The 23,565-nt window shown below is 61.4% G+C and carries 23 protein-coding genes; 10 read left to right on the forward strand and 13 right to left on the reverse strand.

Annotated elements, in window-relative coordinates:
* Nucleotides 1-240 precede the first annotated feature (240 nt).
* Nucleotides 241-1,806, forward strand: coding sequence for a methyl-accepting chemotaxis protein (locus IAE38_RS08485; protein WP_201217019.1), 1,566 nt, complete (start codon nt 241-243; stop codon nt 1,804-1,806).
* A 43-nt stretch (nt 1,807-1,849) separates the two neighbouring features.
* On the opposite strand, the gene IAE38_RS08490 is transcribed toward IAE38_RS08485, so the two are convergent.
* The 5 genes from IAE38_RS08490 to IAE38_RS08510 form a co-directional block, all read right to left on the reverse strand.
* A complete protein-coding gene (locus tag IAE38_RS08490) occupies nt 1,850-2,734 on the reverse strand; it encodes a pseudouridine synthase (protein ID WP_201217021.1) in 885 nt (294 codons plus the stop codon).
* Between the two features lie 51 nt (nt 2,735-2,785).
* Nucleotides 2,786-3,094 (reverse strand): hypothetical protein, encoded by a 309-nt coding sequence (locus IAE38_RS08495; RefSeq protein ID WP_060482161.1) that lies wholly within the window; start codon nt 3,092-3,094, stop codon nt 2,786-2,788.
* A gap of 65 nt (nt 3,095-3,159) precedes the next feature.
* Nucleotides 3,160-3,591 (reverse strand): D-Ala-D-Ala carboxypeptidase family metallohydrolase, encoded by a 432-nt coding sequence (locus IAE38_RS08500; protein WP_201217024.1) that lies wholly within the window; start codon nt 3,589-3,591, stop codon nt 3,160-3,162.
* Between the two features lie 108 nt (nt 3,592-3,699).
* Nucleotides 3,700-3,939 (reverse strand): glutaredoxin family protein, encoded by a 240-nt coding sequence (locus tag IAE38_RS08505; RefSeq protein ID WP_060482159.1) that lies wholly within the window; start codon nt 3,937-3,939, stop codon nt 3,700-3,702.
* Between the two features lie 70 nt (nt 3,940-4,009).
* The gene (locus IAE38_RS08510; protein ID WP_201217027.1) at nt 4,010-5,218 is read right to left on the reverse strand and encodes an ammonium transporter; all 1,209 of its coding nucleotides are present in this window, start codon (nt 5,216-5,218) and stop codon (nt 4,010-4,012) included.
* Nucleotides 5,219-5,536: 318 nt separating this feature from the next.
* Between IAE38_RS08510 and IAE38_RS08515 the strand changes: the two genes are divergently transcribed.
* From IAE38_RS08515 to dacB, 8 genes are all read left to right on the forward strand, one after another.
* Nucleotides 5,537-5,851, forward strand: coding sequence for a DUF883 family protein (locus tag IAE38_RS08515; protein WP_201217030.1), 315 nt, complete (start codon nt 5,537-5,539; stop codon nt 5,849-5,851).
* A gap of 9 nt (nt 5,852-5,860) precedes the next feature.
* The gene (locus tag IAE38_RS08520) at nt 5,861-6,235 is read left to right on the forward strand and encodes a phage holin family protein (RefSeq protein ID WP_028632443.1); all 375 of its coding nucleotides are present in this window, start codon (nt 5,861-5,863) and stop codon (nt 6,233-6,235) included.
* Nucleotides 6,232-6,561 (forward strand): hypothetical protein, encoded by a 330-nt coding sequence (locus IAE38_RS08525; RefSeq protein ID WP_028632442.1) that lies wholly within the window; start codon nt 6,232-6,234, stop codon nt 6,559-6,561. The genes IAE38_RS08520 and IAE38_RS08525 overlap by 4 nt, the downstream gene beginning before the upstream one ends.
* 93 nt (nt 6,562-6,654) lie before the next feature.
* Nucleotides 6,655-7,986: a deoxyguanosinetriphosphate triphosphohydrolase gene (locus IAE38_RS08530; RefSeq protein WP_201217033.1), complete on the forward strand. Its 1,332-nt coding sequence runs from the start codon at nt 6,655-6,657 to the stop codon at nt 7,984-7,986.
* 278 nt (nt 7,987-8,264) lie between these two features.
* Entirely contained in the window at nt 8,265-8,882 is a 618-nt protein-coding gene (locus IAE38_RS08535) for a response regulator transcription factor (RefSeq protein ID WP_060482156.1), read from the forward strand.
* Between the two features lie 7 nt (nt 8,883-8,889).
* A complete protein-coding gene (locus tag IAE38_RS08540) occupies nt 8,890-12,516 on the forward strand; it encodes an ATP-binding protein (protein WP_201217036.1) in 3,627 nt (1,208 codons plus the stop codon).
* A 41-nt stretch (nt 12,517-12,557) separates the two neighbouring features.
* Nucleotides 12,558-12,902, forward strand: a complete 345-nt coding sequence (locus tag IAE38_RS08545; protein WP_028632430.1) for a YggL family protein — start codon at nt 12,558-12,560, stop codon at nt 12,900-12,902.
* A gap of 310 nt (nt 12,903-13,212) precedes the next feature.
* Nucleotides 13,213-14,670 carry a D-alanyl-D-alanine carboxypeptidase/D-alanyl-D-alanine endopeptidase gene (gene dacB, locus IAE38_RS08550; RefSeq protein ID WP_201162732.1) on the forward strand — a complete coding sequence of 486 codons (1,458 nt, stop codon included), beginning with the start codon at nt 13,213-13,215 and terminating at the stop codon, nt 14,668-14,670.
* A 46-nt stretch (nt 14,671-14,716) separates the two neighbouring features.
* On the opposite strand, the gene rlmKL is transcribed toward dacB, so the two are convergent.
* Entirely contained in the window at nt 14,717-16,909 is a 2,193-nt protein-coding gene (gene rlmKL, locus IAE38_RS08555) for a bifunctional 23S rRNA (guanine(2069)-N(7))-methyltransferase RlmK/23S rRNA (guanine(2445)-N(2))-methyltransferase RlmL (protein ID WP_201217039.1), read from the reverse strand.
* 560 nt (nt 16,910-17,469) lie between these two features.
* Here rlmKL and rmf point away from each other — a divergent pair.
* A complete protein-coding gene (gene rmf / locus IAE38_RS08560; RefSeq protein ID WP_003248687.1) occupies nt 17,470-17,685 on the forward strand; it encodes a ribosome modulation factor in 216 nt (71 codons plus the stop codon).
* Nucleotides 17,686-17,779: 94 nt separating this feature from the next.
* Here rmf and IAE38_RS08565 read toward each other — a convergent pair whose 3' ends face one another.
* The 7 genes from IAE38_RS08565 to rraA all read right to left on the reverse strand — a co-directional run bounded on the left by IAE38_RS08565 (nt 17,780) and on the right by rraA (nt 23,517).
* Nucleotides 17,780-18,805: a quinone-dependent dihydroorotate dehydrogenase gene (locus tag IAE38_RS08565; RefSeq protein WP_201162728.1), complete on the reverse strand. Its 1,026-nt coding sequence runs from the start codon at nt 18,803-18,805 to the stop codon at nt 17,780-17,782.
* A 181-nt stretch (nt 18,806-18,986) separates the two neighbouring features.
* The gene (locus IAE38_RS08570) at nt 18,987-20,024 is read right to left on the reverse strand and encodes an OmpA family protein (RefSeq protein WP_028632426.1); all 1,038 of its coding nucleotides are present in this window, start codon (nt 20,022-20,024) and stop codon (nt 18,987-18,989) included.
* 111 nt (nt 20,025-20,135) lie between these two features.
* Complete coding sequence (gene sigX / locus IAE38_RS08575) at nt 20,136-20,702, reverse strand: RNA polymerase sigma factor SigX (RefSeq protein ID WP_033727927.1); 567 nt, start codon at nt 20,700-20,702, stop codon at nt 20,136-20,138.
* Nucleotides 20,703-20,815: 113 nt separating this feature from the next.
* Complete coding sequence (locus IAE38_RS08580) at nt 20,816-21,640, reverse strand: mechanosensitive ion channel family protein (protein ID WP_201162724.1); 825 nt, start codon at nt 21,638-21,640, stop codon at nt 20,816-20,818.
* A 2-nt stretch (nt 21,641-21,642) separates the two neighbouring features.
* Nucleotides 21,643-21,915: a hypothetical protein gene (locus IAE38_RS08585; RefSeq protein ID WP_028632423.1), complete on the reverse strand. Its 273-nt coding sequence runs from the start codon at nt 21,913-21,915 to the stop codon at nt 21,643-21,645.
* Nucleotides 21,916-22,002: 87 nt separating this feature from the next.
* Nucleotides 22,003-22,998, reverse strand: coding sequence for a zinc transporter ZntB (locus IAE38_RS08590; protein ID WP_201217042.1), 996 nt, complete (start codon nt 22,996-22,998; stop codon nt 22,003-22,005).
* Nucleotides 22,999-23,025: 27 nt separating this feature from the next.
* Entirely contained in the window at nt 23,026-23,517 is a 492-nt protein-coding gene (gene rraA, locus IAE38_RS08595; RefSeq protein WP_201162720.1) for a ribonuclease E activity regulator RraA, read from the reverse strand.
* Nucleotides 23,518-23,565 lie beyond the last annotated feature (48 nt).

The raw sequence follows: 23,565 nt of genomic DNA on the forward strand, positions 1-23,565 counted from the left end.
CAATAGGGCATCTGCGCCCTGCGCGCAGGTGCCCCTACAATCAGCGCAATGAATAGTTCACCGCGCCGTCACTTAAACGCAATAAAAAGCGCGTTATTGCGGCTATCAGCTGCGAACTGTCACGTTTGGTAATTCAAGTGCGTTACTGGCGTATTGCTTTGGATCAAGCCCTGCAAATATTCCCTCAACAAAACACGCGGCGTGCCGATAGCCCTCCAAAGCCCCGCGGACATCCAAGCCATGCGTAACAACCAGCCGATTACCCAGAGAGAACGGACTTTCCCTGCCAAGCAGCGGTTGATCTCCACCACCAATGCCAAAGGCGTTATTACATACTGCAACGATGCGTTCATCGAAATCAGCGGTTTTACCCGCGAAGAGCTGATGGGTGCGCCGCATAACCTGGTCCGTCACCCCGACGTGCCGCCCGCCGTCTTTGCCCACATGTGGCAAACCCTCAAGCAGGGCCAGCCCTGGATGGGTATCGTCAAGAACCGCTGCAAGACCGGCGACCATTACTGGGTCAATGCCTATGTCACACCGGTTTTCGAAAACAACCAGGTTGTCGGTTTCGAATCGGTCAGGGTCAAGCCGACCGCTGAGCAGATCCGCCGCGCCGAGGCGTTGTACCAGCGCATCAACCAGGGCAAACCCGCGGTCCCGCGCCGCGACCGCTGGCTGCCGGTGCTGCAGGACTGGCTGCCGTTCATTCTGATCAGCCAGATCGGCTTCCTGATTGGCATATGGCTGGGACACTCCTGGGGCTTCGCGTTGGCCGCGGCGCTTTCCGTGCCCTTGGGCCTGCTGGGCCTGACCTGGCAGCAGCGCGGGCTCAAGCGCCTGCTGCGCCTGGCCGAACAGACCACGTCCGACCCGCTGATCGCGCAAATGTACACCGACAGCCGCGGGGTGCAGGCACGCCTGGAAATGGCCATGCTGAGCCAGGACGCACGCATGAAAACCTGCCTGACACGCCTGCAGGATACCGCCGAGCACTTGAGCGACCAGGCGCGTCAATCCGATGTACTGGCACACAAGAGCTCTTCGGGGCTGGAACGCCAGCGGGTGGAAACCGAGCAGGTTGCTGCCGCCGTCAACCAGATGGCCGCCACTACCCAGGAAGTGGCCAACCACGTGCAACGCACCGCCGATGCCACCCAGGAGGCCAACCGCCTTACTGGCCAGGGTCGGCAGATTGCGGGTGAAACCCGTGAAGCCATCGAGCGCCTGTCGGCGGCAGTTGGCGAAACCGGGCAGACCGTGACCCAGCTGGCCAAGGACAGCGACGAGATCGGCGGCGTGGTGGATGTGATCAAAGGCATTGCCGACCAGACCAACCTGCTGGCCCTCAACGCAGCCATCGAGGCAGCGCGCGCGGGTGAGATGGGGCGTGGTTTCGCGGTGGTCGCCGATGAGGTGCGCCAGTTGGCCCAGCGTACCGCCGAGTCCACTGGGCAGATCCACAGCCTGATCGCCAAGCTGCAACAGACCGCCAGCAATGCCGTCACCACCATGGAAAGCGGCCACCGTCAGGCGCAAGAGGGGGTGGATCGGGTGATGCAGGCCGACGAGGCGCTGGTGGGCATCAGTGAGGCAGTGGCCAACATCACCGACATGGCCACCCAGATTGCCGCCGCAACCGAAGAACAGACCGCAGTGGCCGACGAGATCAGCCGCAACATCAGCACCATTGCCGACCTTGCTGACCAAACAGCCGAGCAGGCGCAGCATTCGGCGCTGTTGAGCGAGGAGCTGAACACGACTGCCGGCAGCCAGTATTCGCTGGTGGAGCGGTTCAACCGCTGAGGCCTGTACGCCAGGCGCCCGTTACCGGGCGCCTTTGCAGGCGTTACCAGTCGAGTTGCAGACGGCTCTGGAAATAGCGTTCCTCGCCAGACAGCGGGTCGACAAAACGCAAGCTCTGGGCCAACAGTTTCAGCGGTTGTTGGTAGTCATCTTCGACAGTGCGCAGGTGGGGGTAAAAAGGATCGTTGCTGATACCCGCCCCCAACGCGGCCATGTGAACCCGCAGTTGGTGGGTCTTGCCCGTTACCGGGGACAGGCCGTAGCGCCATAGCCCGCCATTCTTTTCCAGCACTTCAGCCACGGTTTCGCTGTTGGCCTGCCCGTCCACCTCATGCATGCGGAAAAACGGCTCCCCGTGCTCCAGACGGCTTTTATGCACCAGCGGAAAGCTGTGCTGCAGCATGGCGGCGGCAATGGCCTGATAGCGTTTTTCGATACGCCGCTCGGGGAACAGCCGCTGGTAGGCGCTGCGGGAGTTCGGGTTGGCAGAAAACAGCACCAGGCCCGCAGTATGGCGGTCTATCCGATGCAACGGGACCAGGTTCGGGTTGTCGAGGCGGCGGATCAACCGGCGCAGCAGCGTTTGCTCCACGTATTCGCCGCCAGGCGTCACGGGCAGAAAATGCGGTTTGTCGGCCACCACAAGGTGTTCGTCAGCATGCAGTACCACTTCCTGGGCAGGAATGACCCGCTCATTGGGCACCTCGCGAAAATAATGCAGGCGCATGCCCCGCTTGTACGGCAGGCTGGCGGCTACCGGCCGCCCCTGCGCATCCAGCACCCGGCCACGGGCAAAACGGTCGAGCCACTGGCTACGGTCGATGGCCTTGAAGTGATCGCACAAGCAGTCGAGCACGGTTGCCCAGCCCCCCGGTGGCAAGCACACCGTGCTGGCTTGCTGCTGGGCGGGGTCGAAGGGCGTGGTCATGGCGTGGCTCGAAGCGGGCAAGGCCGCGCATTATCCCCCATGCTTGCGCTGTCAGCCAGCCTGGGCCAACGCCTCGCTGCGTGCCTTCAACCACCGCAACACCTGCACGGGCTCCCAGCGCCCCGGGTCGTAGAGGGCGTACAGCAGCCCCTCATAACCCACCACATCGAGGCCACGGTGGTACCCCGCACGCTGGAACAAGGCCTCGATCTCGGCAAAACAGGTATTGAAATGCACTTTGCCAAAAGGCGTGAGGTTGTCGGTCACCAGCCCTTCGAGGCGCAGCTCCAGGACAGCGTCGGCCACCCGCTCAACAGGCATGCGGTTGACGCTGTACTTCAATTGCTCGACATTGAGCATGGATTCACCTCGATACTGTATTTATATACAGCATACGAACATCCCTCCGTGGTCGTCAATGCACCCTATTGCAGGCCGGGCAGGTAACCGCTGCCCTTGCGTATGGTCAACACCTGCCGCCTTGGCGCCCCACGGCTGACTGACAGGTGCACCCACTTGTCGAACTCCAGAATCAGCTGGTCGAACCCAATGGGGCTGTCGCAGATGCGCTGTACTGTTTCACGCGGGCATACCTCGATGACCGTGAAATCGGCCGCCAGCCCCTGCACATGCTGGCTTTTGGCGGAGCCACCAATCAACGTGTTAAGGCGCTCGCTGCGGTAGCCACTGCTAACGATGATGGGGGCGTCGAACAGGGCGCGCACCTGCTCCAGGGTGTTGCACAGCAGCTTGAGGTTGTCGACCACAGGGCCTGGCGGGGTGTTGTCGAACCCGTCCCGGGCGGCTAGCTGGGACACGATCATTTCCCTGAGGGTGAAGTGCGGGGTAAGCAGCATGACAGGCGATTCCGATGAAGGTTGACCAGGTCGGCACCCGTGTGCCGCCGGCCAATCATTCACCCATCAGCGCCCACTTGGAGCAGGGTCAGGGATCCTCCAGGGGCCTCATTGCTCCAGGAAAGCCACGACCTGTTCGGCATCGAACGGCCAGTGCAACTCACCCCCGTTGTCGCAACGGCGCAACACCGGGATGACCAGCCCGTAGCGCTCGAACAGCGCCTCGTTGTCGGCAATGTCCACCAATTCGACCAACAGGCCATGGTCGACGAAAGGCATCAGCACAGCCTCCGCCACCTCGCACAGGTGGCAGCCAAGGGTGCCGAACAATTGGCATTCAGGCAGCATGGGGCGGGCTCCGTTGCATGTGCAGAACGCTATTCTAGGCCGTTAACGCTGCCCCTGCACCCAAACCTGATCAATCCTGGGTAGTGGCGCCGATGCGGTGCAGCGACAGGTCAGCCCCCTCGAATTCCTGCTCGTGGCTCAAGCGCAAGCCAAGCACGGCGCGCACCGTGCCATACACCGCAAACCCACCGGCCAGCGCCACCAGCACCCCGGCCAGGGTACCCAACAGCTGGCTCCACAGGCTGACACCGCCCAAACCACCCAACGCGGTCTGGCCGAAGATGCCACACGCCACCCCACCCCAGACCCCACACAGGCCGTGCAAGGGCCACACGCCCAGTACGTCATCGATCTTCCAGCGGTTCTGCGCGGCGGTGAAGGTCCAGACGAACAGCACACCGGCCACCAGGCCGGTCGCCAGTGCACCGGCCGGGTGCATCACGTCAGAACCCGCACAGATGGCAACCAGCCCCGCCAGCGGCCCGTTATGCAAGAAGCCTGGGTCATTGCGCCCGGCCAGCAGTGCCGACAAGGTGCCACCCACCATGGCCATCAGCGAGTTGATCGCCACCAGCCCGCTGACCCCTTGCAGCGTCTGAGCGCTCATCACATTGAAGCCGAACCAGCCGATGATCAGGATCCACGAGCCCAGCGCCAGGAACGGTATGCTGGAAGGCGCAAATGCCACCAGGCGGCCGTCCCGATAACGCCCACGGCGTGGCCCCAACAGCACGACTGCGGCCAATGCCAGCCAGCCGCCCATGGCATGCACCACGATGGAGCCGGCGAAATCGTGAAACGGTGCAGCAAACCGGGCCTGCAGCCAAGCCTGTACACCCAGGTTGCCATTCCAGACCATGCCTTCAAAGAACGGGTAGACGAATGCCACAATCACTGCCGTGGCGCACAACTGCGGTACAAACCGTGCCCGCTCAGCGATACCGCCCGAAATGATTGCCGGGATCGCAGCAGCAAAGGTCAGCAGAAAGAAACACTTGACCAGCGCATACCCCTGGTCAGCGGCGAGCGCAGCCGCTGGCTGGAAAAAACCTACGCCGTAGGCTATCCAGTAACCGATGAAGAAGTACACCAGCGCCGAAACGGCGAAGTCGCTGAGGATCTTTGACAATGCGTTGACCTGGTTCTTGTAACGCACCGTGCCTACTTCAAGAAACGCGAAGCCGGCGTGCATGGCCAGTACCAGAATGGCCCCCATCAGAATGAACAGGGTGTTGGAACCGTGGACCAGTGAGTCCATCGCGCTGAGCGAATTTTCCATGGGTTTGGCAGACCTGCGAAAAAGCACCAGGACAGCTCATGGGGGCGCAGGCATGCACCATCACGGTGCTGGTGTGGTCCATTCGAGAAAATGGACCCGCGCTGCGAAGTTGCCCATCGCTGCTAAGGTGGCTTGGGTTAAGGTTTAGCGCCAGGGCCTCGGACGGGCGCCCCTGATCGGCGCAAACAGAGCTTGCAGCGCACCATGGCGAAGCAGCCCTCTGGCAAACCCTTAGCAAAGCTCATACCAGCTGACGCACTTGAACCTTCGGGTGTGCCATCACTCGAAGTACCATCATTGATTGACAGGGAGAGACACATGGCCAGCAAATCGGCAAAGCATGCACAAGAAGTACTGATGGCTGACTTCCAGGCCTTGGTGCGGGACACGGAAAAGTTGCTGGCCGACACTGCCAACCTGGCAGGCGACCAGGCTGACGAATTGCGTGAGCAGATCCATGAGCGTCTGGCCCAGGCCCGCGAAACCCTGCACGAGACACAGGAGTCAGTGCGTGAGCGTGGTGAAGCCGCGCTCGGCACGGCCGAACTGTATGTTCAGGATAAGCCCTGGCACGCTATCGGCATCGCCGCTGGCGTAGGCCTGTTGATCGGTTTGCTGGCCAACCGGCGTTAAGGGGTTTACATGGACAATGATGCTGTAGGCGCCGGCGCCGCAGGTCGGCGCCTGGGTGCCGCCATCCTCGGGCTTTTGCATAACCACATCGAACTGCTCGGCATTGAACTGCAAGAGCAGAAAGGCCGTACGTTGCGCCTGTTGCTGTTTGCAGGCCTGGCCTTGGTGTTTGCATTGTTGCTGCTGACGGCCCTCTCCGGCCTGCTACTGGTATTGCTGTGGGACAGTTATCGCTTGGCCGGCATCATTGGCCTGTGCGTGTTCTACGGCCTGGCAGCGGTCTACTGCGGTCTGCGCCTGAAGGCCGCGGTGTTCGATGAATCGTCGCCCTTCCATGCCACTCTCGAAGAACTTGCCAAGGACAGGGAGCGCCTTCTGCCATGAACCTGCCAGAACTGCCCACCTCGCGAAACCCGAAAGAATTGCGTAAAGCCTTGCTGCGCTTGCGCATGGAGATGAACCGGCAGGAAATCCGCCACGAAACCGGCCAACTGCTTGAGCCGGTACGGCGCATGCGCGGCATGGGCGGCTCGCTGCAGGCAGGCCTTGGCATCAAGCATGCACCCTTGTGGGGGATCGGCGCAGTCGTCGCGCTGGGCTTTCTGACCGGCAAGGGTGTTCGCAGCGGCAGCCTGCCACGCCTCGTACGCCTGGGCACCAGCTTGTTGCCGTTGGTGCGCCTTTACCTTCAGGGTAATCGCCGCGCCTGAAGGCCCGGAATACGCACATCCCCTAAGCCTGCGGCCTTGCACGGCCGCAGGCAGCGCGTATGCTTGCCCTTTGGACCCACAGGAGACCGCGCCTTGGACTGGCATACCCTGCTCACCCGCGAACGCCTGGGCAAAGCCCAGTACAGTGCCGATGAACTTGGCCGAAGCCCCTTCCACAAAGACCATGATCGCATCATCTTCTCTGGCGCATTCCGCCGCTTGGGGCGCAAAACCCAGGTTCATCCGGTCACCAGCAACGATCATATCCACACGCGCCTTACCCACTCGCTGGAAGTCAGCTGCGTGGGCCGCTCACTGGGTATGCGGGTAGGCGAAACCTTGCGTAACAGCCTGCCGGACTGGTGTGCACCCAGCGACCTGGGGATGATCGTGCAGTCAGCCTGCCTGGCCCATGACATCGGTAACCCACCGTTCGGCCACTCAGGCGAAGATGCTATCCGCCACTGGTTCCAGCAGGCTGCGGGGCGCGGCTGGCTGGACGACATGAGCGATGATGAGCGCGCCGACTTTCTCAACTTCGAAGGTAACGCCCAGGGCTTCCGGGTGTTGACCCAGCTGGAATATCACCAGTTCGACGGCGGCACCCGCCTTACTTACGCCACGCTCGGCACTTACCTCAAATACCCTTGGAGCGCTCGCCACGCCGACGCGCTGGGTTACAAGAAGCATAAATTCGGCAGCTACCAAAGCGAACTGCCCTTGCTCGAACAAATTGCGCGCAAACTGGGTTTGCCACTGCTTGAGGACCAACGCTGGGCACGCCACCCGCTGGTTTACCTGATGGAAGCGGCCGACGACATCTGCTACGGGCTCATCGACCTGGAAGACGGCCTGGAGATGGACTTGCTTCAATACGCAGAGGTAGAAGCCCTGCTGCTGGACCTGGTGGGCAATGACCTGCCGGAAACCTATCGGCAGCTGGGGCCGAATGACTCCCGTCGGCGCAAGCTGGCGATCCTGCGCGGCAAAGCCATCGAGCACCTGACCAACGCCGCAGCCTACGCCTTTGTCGAACAACAGCAGGCGCTGCTGGCCGGTCGCCTGCATGGCGATCTGGTCGAGCACATGCATGGCCCAGCCCAACGCTGCGTGCTGCAGGCAAAGGCGATGGCGCGCAACAAGATATTCCAGGATAAACGCAAGACGCTGCACGAAATCGGTGCCTATACCACGCTCGAAATTCTGCTCAATGCCTTCTGTGGAGCGGCGCTTGAGCAGCATGGTGGGCGCAGCCCTTCCTTCAAGAGCCGCCGCGTGCTGGACCTGCTGGGCAGTAATGCACCCGACCCTCACGGCTCGCTGTATGGCGCTTTCTTGCGCATGATCGACTTCATCGCGGGCATGACGGACAGCTACGCCAGCGAAATGGCACGGGAGATGACGGGGCGCTCAGGCCCGCCGTAAGGCAGGGCCCCTGCGGCGTGGCACGGCCGTGCCGCAGGCTCCAGCTAGGAAACTTCCTACAACTTGAGCGCACTATTAAACATCGAGCATAAATTCCAATGAAAAGTTACCAAACACCTTTTGACCTCCTCAATTAATCGGCTGTTACGTAGCCCCTTTTGTTTTATCCTGTAAGCCGTTTCCCATAAACAAAGAATGGGCAATCCTCACGTTACCCACGACTTCCATCTGCGATAAGGTGCCGCCTGTCACCCTCATAGAACGCAGGGAAGTTGAACATGCACTCCATATTTATCGTCGACGATCATCCCGTCATCCGGTTGGCCGTTCGTATGCTTCTGGAAAACCAGAATTACCGGGTCGTCGGGGAATCGGACAACGGCGTCGACGCCATGCAGATGATTCGCGAGACCACACCCGACCTGGTCATTCTCGACATCAGCATCCCCAAGCTTGACGGGCTGGAGGTGCTGGCGCGTTTCCAGTCCATGGCACTGCCCTTGAAGGTGCTGGTTCTCACTGCGCAATCACCTGCACTGTTTGCCGTGCGCTGCATGCATTCCGGCGCGGCCGGGTACGTGTGCAAGCAGGAAGACCTGGGCGAGTTGCTCAGCGCAATCAAGGCCGTGCTGGCAGGCTATAACTATTTCCCCAGCCAGGCGATCAAACACCCACACACTGCCGATAACGACCTCGAACTTCTGCGCCACGTCAATGACCGCGAGTTGATGGTATTGCAACTTTTCGCCCAAGGGCGCAGTAACAAGGACATTGCCAAGGGCATGTTTCTGAGCAGCAAAACTGTCAGCACCTATAAAAAGCGCCTGATGCACAAACTTCAAGTCAACACATTGGTCGACCTGATCGAAGTGGCCAAGCGCAACGCACTGGTCTGAGGGCAGCATGGTGCGCCTTCTCGCTTGCTGTCTGCTGCTCGTGCTCCTGCTGCCCGGTGCCCTGACCCAAGCACAGCAGCGGGAGGTGGCGCCCTATACGCTGCTGGCACGGTCGACTGCACAGCCGGCGCAGCCGGTATTCACCCCTGAGCAGCAACAGTGGCTGCTCAGCCGCGACGAACTGGTGCTGGGTACCTCGGCACCCGACTACCCGCCCTTTGACATCAGCAGCGGCGCCCGTGACTACCAGGGCCTCACTGCCGAGTATGCGAGCCTGATCGGCGACGCACTGGGGCTGCCGGTTCGCGTCATGCGCTACCCGGACCGCCAAGCGGCCCTGCAAGCACTGAAGGATGGCGACATCGATCTACTGGGCAGTGCCAACGGTTACGACGCCGTGTATGACGGGTTGCGGCTCTCCCATGCGTACGCCATCGACCAACCAGTGCTAGTGACCCGTGAGGACGAGCAGCGCGCACTGGACACAGGGCTGGGTGGCATGCGGCTGGCCATGCTCTACCATTACCTGCCGCGCAAGGAAGTACTCAGCGCCTACCCTCAGGCGCAGCTCATGGCATTCGGGTCCACGAGCGAAGCACTCAACGCCGTGGCCTTCGGCCAGGCCGATGTGTTTATCGGCGATACCATTTCTACCCACTACCAACTCAGCCGTGGGCAACTGCCCCGTTTGCGCATGGCGAGCTTCAGCAAGCATGAAGCGCTCGGGTTCGGCTTCGCGCTGCGTCAGCAGGACGCAGTGCTGCTGGGGTTGGTCAACGCTGTGCTGGACAACCAGCCCGCCGCCATTCGCTCGAGCATTTTCAAGCGCTGGAGCCCCGGCAGCGACCTGCTGCTCACCGATCGCAAGCTGCAGCTGACCAGCGCGCAAGCCCAATGGCTGAAGCGCCACCCCGTGATGCGTGTCACAGTGGATGACACCGCTGCCCCACTGTCGTACTTCGATGGGTCGGGGCATTTTCGCGGCATCACCGCCGACCTGCTCGAACTGATCAGCCTGCGCACCGGGCTGCGCTTTGAGGTTGAGCGCGCCAGCGGCATCGCCGACATGCTCTCCAGGATCAAGGATGGCCGCGCCGATGTGATTGCTGCGCTGGCAACCGGTGGCCCGGCCGAAGGCGACTTGCTGATAAGCCGCGCCTACCTCGAAAGCACTTATGTGCTGGTCAATCGCAAGCAGAAGCAAGCCCCAGTATCACTGGACCAGATGCGTGGCAAGCGCATTGCAATCACCCGGTACAGCGGCCTGGACGACATGCTCTCGCGCTATTACCCGGAAATAGGCTGGGTGGAAACCGAGAGCCCGTTCTATTCGATGGCACTGCTCAACAGTGGCGCCGTCGATGCCGTCATTACCACCCTGATCGACGCCAACCATGCACTGGCAATCAACCCTGAGCTGGTCATCCGTACGACGGTTGGCCGCAACCCTGCCAGCTTCGCCATGGCCACCAGCGCCCCTTCGCAACTGTTGATCTCCATTCTGGACAAGGCACTGCTGAGCATCTCTCCAGAGGAACTGGGGGTCATCAACAACCGCTGGCGCGGTTACAGCCTGCAGGACGAAGGCAGCAGCGGGGAATTGCGTCGGTTGGCCGTGCCGGTGGTACTGGCCAGTGCAGTGCTCCTGCTGCTCGCGCTGCTCTGGAATGCGCGGTTACGCTGCCAGATTCGCCAGTGTCAGCGGGCCGACCGGGCACTGAACGATCAGCTGGCGTTCATGCGGGCACTGCTCAACGGCACGCCACACCCCATGTATGTGCGCGATCGCAGCGGTTGCCTGCAAAGCTGTAACTACAGCTATCTCGAAGCGGTCCAGGCCAGCGCCGAAGAGGTGATCGGCAAGCAGCTTGAGAACAGCCTGTTCGCCGACTGCGAGCAGACTCGGCAGATCCAGGCGGATTACCGCAAGGTCATGGCGGCCGGCTCGCCGATGATCATGGACCGCCCGCTGCGCATCAAGGACCGAGAGATCACCATTTATCATTGGATTCTCCCCTACCGCGACTCCCTGGGCGAGGTCCAGGGGATCATTGGTGGGTGGATCGACATCAGCGACCGTCGCCAGTTGGTCAACGAACTGCGTCAGGCAAAGCAGCAGGCCGATGACGCAAACCGTGCCAAAAGCACCTTCCTGGCCACCATCAGCCATGAAATCCGCACACCCATGAACGCGGTGATCGGCATGCTCGAACTGGCAGTGAAACGCGCCGATCAAGGCCGCGTCGACCGCAACGCCCTGGAGCTGGCCTACCACTCAGCCAAAGACCTGCTGGGCCTCATTGGCGATATCCTCGACATCATCCGGATTGAGTCCGGCCACTTGACCCTGGTGCCCGAGGCGGTTGACCTGGCCGCACTGGTCGAGTCCGTGGGGCGTATATTCGAAGGGCAGGCGCGGCAAAAAGGGCTGGCACTCGAAGTTATCATCGAGCCTGGCGCACGCTGCCACGCCCTGCTTGATCCACTTCGTTTCAAGCAGGTCTTGTCCAACCTGGTCAGCAATGCCATCAAATTCACTGAGCACGGCCATGTACGTATCCGCGTCAGCCTGCAAGACGGCGCCGACGGGGCCAGTGTGCTGGACCTGGAAGTGCGTGACAGTGGCATCGGCATCCCACCTGAGGACATCCAGCGGCTGTTCAACCCGTTCGTGCAGGCCAACCCTCACAGCCAGGGGGCCCGTGCCGGGACGGGCCTGGGGCTGACCATCTGCCGGAACCTGTGTGAAATGATGGGCGGTGACCTGGCCATCAAAAGCCTGGAGGGGGTGGGTACACAGGTCCGGTTGAAGATGCCGCTGCACAGGGTTGACGCAGCAGTCCAGCCAGTCCCTGTCAGCGAGCCGCTCGTGGTCCCAGACCCAGGCTTGCGCGTGCTGGTGATCGATGACCACCCAGCCAACCTGCAACTGATGGCACAGCAGCTGGGGTACCTGGGCATCGAGCACACCAGCGCGGGGGATGGTCGTGAAGGCCTCGCCACCTGGCGTGGAGGCGACTTCGACGTGCTGGTGCTCGACTGCAACATGCCCCACATGAACGGTTACCAACTGGCGGCGGCGGTACGCAATGAAGAACGCACGACCGGGCGAGCGCGCTGTACCATCCTTGGCTACACCGCCAACGCGCAACCGGAGGTGCGGCGCAAATGCCTGAGCGCGGGCATGGATGACTGCCTGCTGAAGCCGATCAGCCTGGGCACCCTCAGCCAACGCTTGGCCGGCATCCGGCCGCTTGACCGAAAAAAAGCACGCGCCAAGCCCTATCGCCTGGACGGGCTCACGGGCGTCGTGGGCCATGACCCGGCAGACCGCCTGCGGTTCATGCAAGCGCTGCAGCAAAGCCTGCAGGCCGACTTTGCCACCTTGATGGCGGCAGACCCTGAGCACGACGGCCCTGCCATCGCGGCGCAGGCACACAAAGTGCTGAGCGCTGCACGCATGCTTGAGGCCTGTGAACTGATGGAATCCTGTGAAGCGCTGGACCACCCGGGCATTACGCCTATGCAACTGCGGCGCAAGCGTCAGGCGCTTGCGCGCCATATGCGCAGGGTTGAGCGGGCCCTCGCACGGGATCTGGAAACCTGTACGCAGGCAGGCACCTGGGCGCGTTAACTGATAGACTGCGCGGCGTTATTACCTAAGAGGATTGTTTCATGGCCACAAACCGCTCCCGTCGTCTGCGCAAAAAGCTGTGTGTCGACGAGTTTCAGGAATTGGGCTTCGAGCTGAACCTGGAATTCAAGGAAGATCTGGATGACCAGGCAATCGATGCTTTCCTCGACGCGTTCCTGGCAGAAGCCATGGACGCCAATGGCCTGGACTATGTAGGCGGTGACGATTTCGGCCTGGTGTGCTCGGTCAAACGTGGCTCGGTCAGCGAAGAACAGCGTGCTGCCGTAGAGTCCTGGCTCAAAGGCCGCAGCGAACTGACCAAAGTCGAAGTCAGCCCGCTGCTGGATGCCTGGTACCCGGAAAAGCCGATCAACAAGGCAGAATAATCCCTGCCTGACGTGATCGCAGCGCACGACCTGTAGCAACATCCAGGTGTGCATGTGGGGCTGCTTTGCAGCCATCGCCGGCAAACCGGCCCCCACGGGTTCCCCACGAACCTTGCAGGGGCTGGCTTGCCGGCGATGTGCCGCGAAGCGGCCCCAACTCGTTTATATGACCCGACTTTGCATACAGCGTGCATCGAACCTGACCCAACCAGGCAACGCTTGGGGCATAATGCGTATTCTTTAATCCTGGGGCCATCATCTTCTTATCGCCCCAATGCCCTTTCTCCTCGTTGTAGGGTATCCATCTATCATGATCAAAACGCTTCGCCCCCTCGTTCTCGCCGGCTTGCTGCTGCCGTTTGCACTGTCCAGCCAGGCTGCTGCCGTCAATACCACCCTGCCCGCCAAAGTGCAGCAGGCCCTCAAGGCCAACAAACTCCAGGACAATGCCCTGTCGCTGGTCATGCTGCCGCTGGATGGGCCCGGTACCGCCACGGTGTTCAACGCCGATGTGTCGGTCAACCCGGCGTCGACCATGAAGCTGGTCACCACCTATGCAGCCCTTGAGCTGCTCGGCCCCACGTACCAGTGGAAAACCGAGTTCTACACGGATGGCCCTCTCAGCAATGGCGTGCTCAACGGCAACCTGTACCTTAAAGGTGGCGGTGACCCGAAGTTGAACATGGAAAAGCTGTGGCTGCTGATGCGTGACCTGCGTGCCAATGGCGTGCGCACCATCACCGGCGACCTGGTACTGGACCGCAGCCACTTCGTGCAACCTAACCTGCCGCAGTTCAATGACGACGGTGGTGATCAGAACAAGCCGTTCCTGGTCAAGCCCGACTCGCTGCTAATCAACCTCAAGGCGCTGCGGTTCGTGGCCCGCAACGATGGCGGCAAGGTCACCATCGCGGTTGAGCCGCCCATCGCCAGTATTCGCATCGACAACCAGGTCAAGGCGGTGACGTCGAAGAACTGCGCAGGCGACGTACGCTACAACCCGGTACCCCAGGCCGACGGCATCAGCGTCACGGTCAGCGGCCAACTGGGCGACGGCTGCAACTCGCAAACCTACCTGTCGCTGCTCGATCACCCCACTTACGCTGCAGGCGCCGTGCGCGCCATCTGGGCAGAACTGGGCGGGACCATCCAGGGCGGCAACCGCGTCGAAAACGTCCCCAAAAGCGCCCGCCTGCTGGCGCGCGCATTTTCGCCAGACCTGGTGGAAGTGATCCGCGACATCAACAAATACAGCAACAACACCATGGCTCAGCAGCTGTTCCTGAGCCTGGGCGCGCAGTTCCGTACCGATGCCGATGGCGATGACGCCCGCGCTGCGCAACGTGTGGTGCGCCAATGGCTGGCCAAGAAAGGGATCACCGCCCCGCATCTGGTGATGGAAAACGGCTCTGGCCTGTCCCGCGCCGAGCGGGTCAGCACACGGGAAATGGCGGCCATGCTGCAGGCCGCCTGGCACAGCCCCTACGCTGCAGAGTTCATGAGTTCGATGCCACTGGTGGGCATGGATGGCACCATGCGCAAGCGCCTCAAGCGTACGGCCATGGCCGGCGAAGGCCACATCAAGACCGGCACGCTCAATACGGTACGGGCCATTGCGGGTTTCAGCCGCGACAGCAACGGCCACACCTGGGCGGTGTCGGCGATCCTGAACGACCCTAAACCGTGGGGCGCCTCCCAGGTACTCGACCAGGTACTGCTCGACCTGTACCGCCAGCCAAAGCTGACCAACGGTACGGCGGCCAACTGATACCGCAGTGCCGGGCCCCGCTGATGGGGCCCGGCGTCACCCGGGTTTACCGCAGTTGCAAGCGCCAGGCCCGGTGAATACGGTTGTTGCGCGCGAAGTCAGGGTCAAGGGTCTGTGCCGTGATTTCCTCCACCGCATAGCGCGCCGTCAAGTGCTCGTCCAGCTGGAACTTGCGGAAGTTGTTGGAGAAGTACAGCACACCGCCTGGCGCCAGGCGCGCCATGGCCAGGTCCAGTAACTGAACGTGGTCACGCTGCACATCAAATACCCCTTCCATACGCTTGGAGTTGGAGAAGGTCGGCGGGTCGATGAAGATCAGGTCGTAGCTTTCGCGCTCGGCTTCCAGCCAAGCCATCACGTCACCCTGGGCCAGGCGATTACGTTCTGAAAAACCGTTCAGTGCCAGGTTGCGCCGCGCCCAGTCCAGATACGTTTTGGACAAGTCCACGCTGGTGGTGCTGCGTGCGCCGCCCTTGGCCGCGTGTACGGTTGCGGTCGCGGTATAGCAGAACAGGTTCAGGAAACGCTTGCCGGCCGCCTCACGCTGAATGCGCAGGCGCATGGGGCGGTGGTCGAGGAACAGGCCAGTGTCGAGGTAGTCGGTCAGGTTGACCAACAACTTCACCCCACCCTCCGTGACTTCCTGGAAGCGGCCTTCAGTAGCCTGGCGCTCATACTGGCGTGTACCGCTCTGGCGCTCACGGCGCTTGAGTACCACACGCTGCGGCGAAATGCCCAGTGCCTGAGGAATGGCCGCCAGCGCATCCAGCAAGCGCGCTTGCGCTTTATCCGGGTCAACGGACTTGGGCGCAGCATACTCCTGCACATGCACCCAGTCTTCGTACAGGTCTACCGCCAGTGCATATTCAGGCATGTCGGCATCGTACAGGCGGTAGCAACTGACCTGCTCGCGACGCGCCCACTTGCCAAGCTGGCGGAGGTTTTTCTGCAGCCGGTTGGCAAACATCTGCGCGCCTTCAGACAAGCGCGCCGGCTCACTGGCCTGCGGCGCCTGCGCATGTTCCGGCGCTGCGTCTACGCCGGGTTCACGACGCTCACCCGTCACGAACTGGTCAGGCTGCACTTTCAACAGCAGCAGCTTGCACGGCAAGGCGCCGTTCCAGAACGCGTATTGCTTGTGGCTACGCAAACCCATGCGCTTGCCGAGCTGCGGGGCACCGGTAAAGACCGCCGCTTCCCAGCCCATGCACGCCTGCCGCAGGCGTTCGCCCAGGTTCTGGTAGAGATACAGCAGGCTGGCCTCGTCACCCAGGCGCTCGCCATACGGCGGGTTACTGATCACCAGGCCCTTCTGGTTCTGGTCCGGGCGCGGCTCGAAGGTACTGACCTCACCCTGGTAGATCTTCACCCAGTCGCTGAGGCCGGCACGCTCGACGTTATTGCGACCGGGCTGAATCAGCCGCGGGTCGGCTTCATAGCCACGGATCCACAGCGGCGGCTTGGCCAGCCCAGCCTCGGCGCGGGCCTGGCCCTGCTCGTGAACCTTGCGCCACAACGCCGGCACATGGCCCAACCAGGCCGTGAAGCCCCAGCGTTCACGCTTGAGGTTAGGTGCAATGTCGGCAGCGATCATTGCGGCTTCCACCAGAAACGTGCCCACGCCACACATCGGGTCAGCCAGCGCGCCGCCCTCAGCGGCGATGCGCGGCCAGCCGGCACGTATCAGCACCGCGGCCGCCAGGTTTTCTTTCAGCGGCGCAGCGCCCTGCTGCAGGCGGTAGCCCCGCTGGTGCAGGCTGTGGCCGGAAAGGTCAAGGGAAAGGATGGCCTCGCCACGGTCAAGGCGCAGGTGCACGCGCACGTCAGGGTCGATCTTCTCTACAGAAGGGCGCAGCCCATCGCGGTTGCGCAACTTGTCGACAATGGCGTCCTTGACCTTGAGGGCGCCAAAGTGGGTGTTGTCGATACCCGACCCGTGGCCGCTGAACTCCACCGCCAGCGTGCCATCGGCAGCCAGGTGGTCGGCCCAGTCCACGGCGTGTACCCCATCATAAAGGTCATCAGCGTTCTTCATGGAAAAACGCTTGAGGACCAGCAACACACGGTTGGCCAGGCGCGACCACAGGCACAGGCGGTAGGCGGTTTCCATGTCGGCGGCGCCGCGAATGGCCGAGGTGTGTTCGCGCACCTCTTCAAGGCCAAGGCCACGCGCCTCTTCAGCGAGCAGCCCTTCCAGGCCTTTGGGACAGGTGAGGTAGAGTTCGAAACGGTCCGACATGAGTAATCCAGAGCCTTGGGCTATTTGACAGACGGGGCAACGCATCACCCCGCGATGTTTGCCCGCAAACCTTTCCAACAGGCTTGCGGGTGGCCCTGCACACCCCCTTGGGTGCCACTAGGGCCGGGCCGCCTGATGGATGCGCGCTTGGCCACGGGGCAAAGACAGCTTAGATCATCAGGCAGTACGTAAAATTCTGGCAACGTCAGGGGCACATGTGACCCTTCGTCGCATTTCAAGATATTTCCTGGCACCGCCAACAGCGGTGGCAAAATGACGTCAACGTTCAGCAAACCCCGGTCATACCGGCCTCAAGGCCAAATAAGGTTGAGTCGCATTTATTTACTTATCCCCTGACCCTTGGAAAGGTTACGTGCTTATGACAAATCGATCATTCACACGCTGTCCTGCATTGGTTAGAACTGGTCTCAGGCTGCTTCGCAACGAGGCGGCACAACACGCTCGCGACGCCGGCAGCGAGCGAACACCGGCAGAACGATTCTGCCCGGCCTCTTGGAGGCCGACGGGACATTACAGTCAACAAGTGAGGGCAACACCCTATGAGAAGACTTAAGCGTGATCCGTTGGAAAGAGCATATTCACGTGGCTACCAATACGGGGTCACCGGCAAATCCCGCGAGCTTTGCCCCTTCAATCTTCCTTCTGTGCGCCAAGCCTGGATCAACGGCTGGCGGGAGGGCCGCGGCGATAACTGGGACGGCATGACGGGCACCGCTGGCATCCATAGACTCAACGAAAATCACGCCGTTGGCTGATCGAGGACGCTGAATTCGATTTACCATGCACGCCCCATCCGGGCGGCGGGCTGAGGCCCAGGGGCCCCTTCAAGGGGCCCTTCTTTTGGGCCATTCAAGGCCGGGGCATGGCTGCTATGGCATCGACCGCCTCGCGCACAAGCGCCGGGCCCTTGTAGATGAAGCCGGAATAGACCTGAACCAGGCTGGCCCCCGCAGCGATTTTCTCAGCCGCATGCCGGCCCTCGGTGATACCGCCCGCCGCGATGATGGGCAACTTGCCACCCAACTCCCCTGCTAGCACCTTGACGATATGCGTGCTCTTCTGCAAAACCGGAGCACCCGACAACCCGCCCGCCTCAGCGCCATACGGCAACGCTTCGACGCCCTCACGGCCCAGTGTGGTGTTGGTGGCGATCACTGCATCCATGCCCGACGCAACCAGCGCAGCGGCCACCAGTGCAGTCTCTTCGTCGTTCATGTCCGGTGCGATCTTGATAGCCAGCGGCACACGCTTGCCACTTGCCGACGCCAATTGCTCACGGCGCTCGGCCAAGGCATCGAGCAATTGCTTGAGTGAATCACCGAACTGCAGGCTGCGCAGGCCGGGTGTATTGGGCGAGCTGACGTTGACGGTGATATAGCTGGCCGCGTTGTACACCTTGCCCAGGCAGATGAGGTAATCATCCACGGCGCGTTCAACCGGTGTATCGAAGTTCTTGCCGATATTGATGCCCAGCACACCGCGGTACCGCGCAGCACGCACGCGCGCCAGCAAATGGTCGACACCCAGGTTGTTGAAGCCCATGCGGTTGATGATGGCAGTGGCTTCAGGCAGGCGGAACAGCCTGGGCTTGGGATTACCCGGCTGTGGGCGCGGGGTAACCGTACCGACCTCGACAAAGCCGAAGCCAAGCTGGGCGAAGCCATCGATGGCCGTGCCATTCTTGTCCAGGCCTGCAGCCAGGCCGACCGGGTTGGCGAAGTTCAGGCCCATCACGGTCACCGGCAACGCTGCTGGCTGTTTACATAGCTTACCGTTGAGCCCCAGGCGGCCACCTGCACCGATCAGGTCCAGTGACAGGTCGTGAGAGGTTTCCGGGGAAAGCTTGAACAGCAGCTGGCGGGCCAGGTTATACATGGGCGGGCAAGGCTCGGGGTATGGGTGAGGGGCGATTATAGCCAGCGAAGGCCTCACAGGACAGCACATCGTGGCCCGAATGCCTGCTCACCCGCCCACTCGCCTGCGCGCCAATCACACATTACAGGCAGGCAAAGAAAAACCCGGCCTGAGCCGGGTTTTTCATGAAGCTTCAAACCAATTACTTGGCCTGGGCTTCTACCTGAGCTTCAACGCGACGGTTGATAGCACGGCCTTCTTCGGTGGCGTTGTCAGCAACCGGACGGGTTTCGCCGTAGCCAACCGAGTCAACACGGCTGGATTCTACGCCGTACTGCTGGGTCAGGACTTGCTTGACAGCGTTGGCACGACGCTCGGACAGCTTCTGGTTGTAAGCGTCTGGACCCACGGAGTCAGTGTGACCTTCAACCACGGTGGTGGTTTGTGGGTACTGCTTCATGAAGTCAGCCAGGTTTTTGATGTCGCCGTAGCTGTTAGGCTTGACGACCGACTTGTCGAAGTCGAACTTGACGTCCAGCTCAACGCGAACGACTTCAGCAACAGCTGGGCAGCCATCGGCGTCAACAGTGACGTTGGCCGGGGTGTCCGGGCACTTGTCAACGTTGTCGCAAACGCCGTCGTTGTCGGAGTCGGTGCACACTTCAGCTACTGGAGCAGGTGCTGGAGCAGCTTGGTTTTTCGGGCTACCGCCGAAGTTCAGACCAACACCAACGCTAGGTGCCCACTCGGTGTCGCCCTGGTCGATGTTGTACTGAGCTTCTACGCCGGCACGGGCGTAGAACATGTCAGTGATGTACCACTTGGCGCCTGCGCCAACGTTGGCGAAGGTGGAGTGGTTACGACCACCACGGCCGGTCTGGCCGATCGACTGGTGCGAGAAACCAGCGGAAACGTACGGACGGATAGCGTCGTACGGGTTGTTGAAGTGGTAAACGGCGTCCAGGGCAGTGTTGGAGCCCTTGATGTTCTTGCCGTCGTCGCCACGAGCGTTGTGGACTTCGTCGTAGCCCAGACGCAGCTCGACGTCGTCGGTCAGGAAGTAACCGATCGAACCGCCGAACAGGTTACCGTCGTTTTTGAAGTCGCGCTGGCTGTCGAAGAATTCTTTCTTGTAGAAGATTTCAGTCTCGACGGCGCCTTGACCTTGTGCCATAGCGCCAATCGAAGTGGCGGCTACGAGCGAACCAATGGCCAAGCCCAAGGTGTTTTTCAGTTTCATCCGTTAAATCCCCATCTGGTGATAGTTAAGCAGTCCCACCAAAAACAAGGGGGACAACTCGACGGCAAGTCTAGCAGAACTCGCCGGTTGGTTAGAGATATTTGCTGGCCACTAAGTTTCATCGAGACCGGCAAATTTCTCTCGAAGCTTGTCGAGCGCACGCTTGTAACGCATTTTGGTTGCGCTCAAGCCCATGTGCATGATATCGGCGATTTCCTGGAACTCCAGTTCTGCGACAAAGCGCAGCACCAGGATTTCACGGTCAATCGGGTTCACATGAACCAGCCACTTATCCAGGCCCCCTTTTTCTTCGGCTTTCGGCGCCTTGTCCTCGGACGCCTCTTCAACAGGGTCGAGACTCAACGCATCCATCAGTCGACGCTTGCGACGCTCCTTGCGGTACTGCGTGATGCACTCGTTGTAGGTGATGCTATACAACCAGGTCTTGAACTTGGATTTCCCTTCGAAATTCTTCAGGCCGTACAGCACCTTCAGCATCACTTCCTGACAGACATCGTCGGCGTCACGGTCGTTCCCCAAATAACGTGCACACACGTTGAACAGGGTTCGCTGGTAGCGCCGCATGAGCTCCTCATAGGCGCGCGTAACGTGGTACAGCTCCTCATGCGATCGCGCCACCAACTCTTCGTCTGTGAGCTCGCGGGGTTCATAACGCATGGGCGGCGAAGGCACTTTATTCAAAACGGATCTGGCCGACAGTCAGGTCAATGTCGCCGCGAAACCCCATCAGGTCTGTTTTCGCGGCGGCATACATTAACAGCTTTGGGCGCTCAGCGGCTATTGACCCGCTGCTCCAGCAACGCACGGTTGGACAGTGACACCAGCTCGCCTTCATCAGTGAGCAAGGTTGTCTTGACCGTGCCGATTTCCTCGATGTGCCCTTCGACCTCGCCAATCCGCACGTGCTGGCCTACCTGGAACAGCTCGCGCACATAGATGCCGGCGATGATTTGCCCGGCAATCTCGCGGCTGCCCAGGCCCATGGCGAGCGCCACGGCCAGACCAACGGTAATCAGGCCAATAACGATCACGTGGTTGAGCAGATCGGTCTTGACCTCCAGCTGGCTGATCGCGACGGAAATGCTGATGATGATCACCAGGCCCTGGGTAATGCGTCCCAGGCCTGCGGAGTATTCGAGGCCGATGCCTTCGGCAGCGCCACGCACCAGCCCGTTGGCCACCTGGGCCAGCAGCACCCCGGCGAGCAGCACCAGGGCTGCGCCGAACACCTTGGGCAGGTACAGGGCGAGCATGTCGAGTGTTGCCGACACACGCTCCAGGCCCAGGGACTCGGCGGCCGACACCAGGAATACCAGCAGCACGAACCAGTAGACGATCTTGCCGATCAGGGTGGAGATGGGCACCTGAATGCCCACCCGGCCCAGCATCTTGGTCAAGCCGGTTCCGCCCATCAGGCGGTCCAGGCCAAATTTGGCCAACAGCTTGGAAAGCAGCGTGTCGAGCAGCTTGGCCACGACAAAGCCGAGCAATACCACGACCAGTGCGCCAAACAGGTTAGGGATGAAGTTCGCCACTTTGGTCCAAAGGGCAGTCATCGCGGTGACCAGGCTCTGGGTCCAGAGATCGAGTTCCATATTCAATCGGCCTTATCTGCTTTGCTGCCGTTGGCAGCGTTGCGGGAAGAATGTCTGCGCACCGGCGCCACATGCGCCGAGCCATTGTTGACGGCGATGAGCAGCGCCTGGCTCCAGCGGCCAAGCAGGCTGAACAGGTCACCGGCACCCACCTGACGGTTGGCGGTTTTCAGCACACGACCCAGGCAGGCAGCGTCGTCGCTGTCATGGCGATCGTTGCCGGAGGGTGACGCCTTGAGCAGGTCACGCAGGGATTGTTCAAACGGATCGTGCATGGGCACCTCGCGCAGTATCAGCAAGAGACGAGGCCGCCGGCCAGTGGGTCACAACCGGCGTCGCCAGCACGGCCCCAGACGCATCTGTCACACCCATTGCAGCCGCCTGAACAGCCACCATTGCCCGACCGCAAGCCCAAGCACGACAAGGCACGCGAACAGGAAGCCATAAGGGTTCTGAGCACCAGGAATGCCACCCACGTTGATACCCAACAGCCCAGTAATGAAGCTCATGGGCAGGAAGATGCAGGTAATGATGCCAAAGCGGTACATGGTGCGGTTCATCCGCTCGCTGCGCCGCCGGTCCTCGCTTTCCAGCACCAGCGCTGCCCGCTCGCGGGTCAGCTCCAGCTCCTCCAGGTAGCGAATGAGGCTGTTGTTGAGCTCGTTCCAGTAGTCGGCGTCGGCATCGGCGAACCACGCCCACTTACTGCGGGACAGGTGCGCATAGATATCCCGCTGGGGCGCCAGGAAGCGTCGCAGGCCAGCCGCACGCCGACGGATCTGCTGCAAACTGCCTTGCTCAGGTGTATGCCGCTCGTCGGACTCCACCTTTTCTTCTTCCACGTCTACCAGTTCGGCCAGGTCGCTGACCAGCCCCTGGACCTTTTCAGTCAGCAACTCACCCATGAGCAACAGCAGTTCGGAGGCCGACTTCGGCCCCCTCCCCTGTTCCAGCAGTTGCAAGATTTCGTCGCTGGCGCGAAGCGGCCGCAGCCGCAGGGATATCACCCGCTGGGCCTGGGCGAAGATGCGCACCGATACCATGTCTTCCGGTTCGGCACCGGGGTTCAGGTTTACCCCTCGCAAGAACAGCAACAGCTGCTCGTCCGCCATCGGCAGCAGGCGCGGCCGGGTGTTTTCTTCAAGCAGCAGCTCGCAGGCGAACTCGCTCAGGCCACTCTCGCGCATCAGCCAGGAGCGGGTCTGGGGGTGGCTGCGGTCCCAGTGCAGCCACAGGCTCTGCTCCGGCTGCAGCTGCAGCGCATTCAGTTCGGTACGGGCAATCGTATGTGCGCCACCTTTACCATCGAGCACCAGGGCGTGCACGAGCCCCCACTGCGCGTTGTCTTCCTCGAACATCAAAGCTCCATCAGCGCGCGTGGCGCGTCATTCCGGCATCTGCAGCGGGCCAGGCGAAACCAGCACGCCATTGTTGTCGGCATAGACATACTCACCCGGGCGGAACGTGACGCCTGCGAATGTGACGGCCACGTTCAGGTCGCCGATGCCTCGCTTGTCGGTTTTCATCGGGTGGCTGGCCAGCGCCTGCACGCCGACGTCGGTCTGGATCAGCACGTCGACATCGCGCACGCAGCCGTAGATGACCAGGCCCTCCCAACCGTTCTTTGCAGCCTTTTCCGCGAGCATGTCACCCAGCAGTGCGCGGCGCAGCGAGCCGCCGCCGTCCACCACCAGCACCTTGCCCTTGCCATCGAGGTCCACTTGCTCCCGGACCAGTGAGTTGTCCTCGAAGCACTTGATGGTGACGATCTGGCCACCGAAGGAATCACGGCCGCCAAAATTGCTGAACATCGGTTCCAGCACCTGCACCAGGTCGGGGTAGGCGTCACACAGGTCAGGCGTTACGTAATGCTGCATGGGAAGCTCCTGTCAGTCACAACGAAAACGGGTATCGGCCAAGGCTAC

Source organism: Pseudomonas sp. S32, from assembly GCF_016648095.1.
Lineage (GTDB): Bacteria > Pseudomonadota > Gammaproteobacteria > Pseudomonadales > Pseudomonadaceae > Aquipseudomonas > Aquipseudomonas parafulva.

Coding starts and splice junctions, on each gene's coding strand:
- IAE38_RS08485 (WP_201217019.1), top strand. CDS start 241: ATGCGTAACAACCAGCCGATTACCCAGAGAGAACGGACTTTCCCTGCC.
- IAE38_RS08490 (WP_201217021.1), bottom strand. CDS start 2,734: ATGACCACGCCCTTCGACCCCGCCCAGCAGCAAGCCAGCACGGTGTGC.
- IAE38_RS08495 (WP_060482161.1), bottom strand. CDS start 3,094: ATGCTCAATGTCGAGCAATTGAAGTACAGCGTCAACCGCATGCCTGTT.
- IAE38_RS08500 (WP_201217024.1), bottom strand. CDS start 3,591: ATGCTGCTTACCCCGCACTTCACCCTCAGGGAAATGATCGTGTCCCAG.
- IAE38_RS08505 (WP_060482159.1), bottom strand. CDS start 3,939: ATGCTGCCTGAATGCCAATTGTTCGGCACCCTTGGCTGCCACCTGTGC.
- IAE38_RS08510 (WP_201217027.1), bottom strand. CDS start 5,218: ATGGAAAATTCGCTCAGCGCGATGGACTCACTGGTCCACGGTTCCAAC.
- IAE38_RS08515 (WP_201217030.1), top strand. CDS start 5,537: ATGGCCAGCAAATCGGCAAAGCATGCACAAGAAGTACTGATGGCTGAC.
- IAE38_RS08520 (WP_028632443.1), top strand. CDS start 5,861: ATGGACAATGATGCTGTAGGCGCCGGCGCCGCAGGTCGGCGCCTGGGT.
- IAE38_RS08525 (WP_028632442.1), top strand. CDS start 6,232: ATGAACCTGCCAGAACTGCCCACCTCGCGAAACCCGAAAGAATTGCGT.
- IAE38_RS08535 (WP_060482156.1), top strand. CDS start 8,265: ATGCACTCCATATTTATCGTCGACGATCATCCCGTCATCCGGTTGGCC.
- IAE38_RS08540 (WP_201217036.1), top strand. CDS start 8,890: ATGGTGCGCCTTCTCGCTTGCTGTCTGCTGCTCGTGCTCCTGCTGCCC.
- IAE38_RS08545 (WP_028632430.1), top strand. CDS start 12,558: ATGGCCACAAACCGCTCCCGTCGTCTGCGCAAAAAGCTGTGTGTCGAC.
- dacB (WP_201162732.1), top strand. CDS start 13,213: ATGATCAAAACGCTTCGCCCCCTCGTTCTCGCCGGCTTGCTGCTGCCG.
- rlmKL (WP_201217039.1), bottom strand. CDS start 16,909: ATGTCGGACCGTTTCGAACTCTACCTCACCTGTCCCAAAGGCCTGGAA.
- rmf (WP_003248687.1), top strand. CDS start 17,470: ATGAGAAGACTTAAGCGTGATCCGTTGGAAAGAGCATATTCACGTGGC.
- IAE38_RS08565 (WP_201162728.1), bottom strand. CDS start 18,805: ATGTATAACCTGGCCCGCCAGCTGCTGTTCAAGCTTTCCCCGGAAACC.
- IAE38_RS08570 (WP_028632426.1), bottom strand. CDS start 20,024: ATGAAACTGAAAAACACCTTGGGCTTGGCCATTGGTTCGCTCGTAGCC.
- sigX (WP_033727927.1), bottom strand. CDS start 20,702: ATGCGTTATGAACCCCGCGAGCTCACAGACGAAGAGTTGGTGGCGCGA.
- IAE38_RS08580 (WP_201162724.1), bottom strand. CDS start 21,640: ATGGAACTCGATCTCTGGACCCAGAGCCTGGTCACCGCGATGACTGCC.
- IAE38_RS08585 (WP_028632423.1), bottom strand. CDS start 21,915: ATGCACGATCCGTTTGAACAATCCCTGCGTGACCTGCTCAAGGCGTCA.
- IAE38_RS08590 (WP_201217042.1), bottom strand. CDS start 22,998: ATGTTCGAGGAAGACAACGCGCAGTGGGGGCTCGTGCACGCCCTGGTG.
- rraA (WP_201162720.1), bottom strand. CDS start 23,517: ATGCAGCATTACGTAACGCCTGACCTGTGTGACGCCTACCCCGACCTG.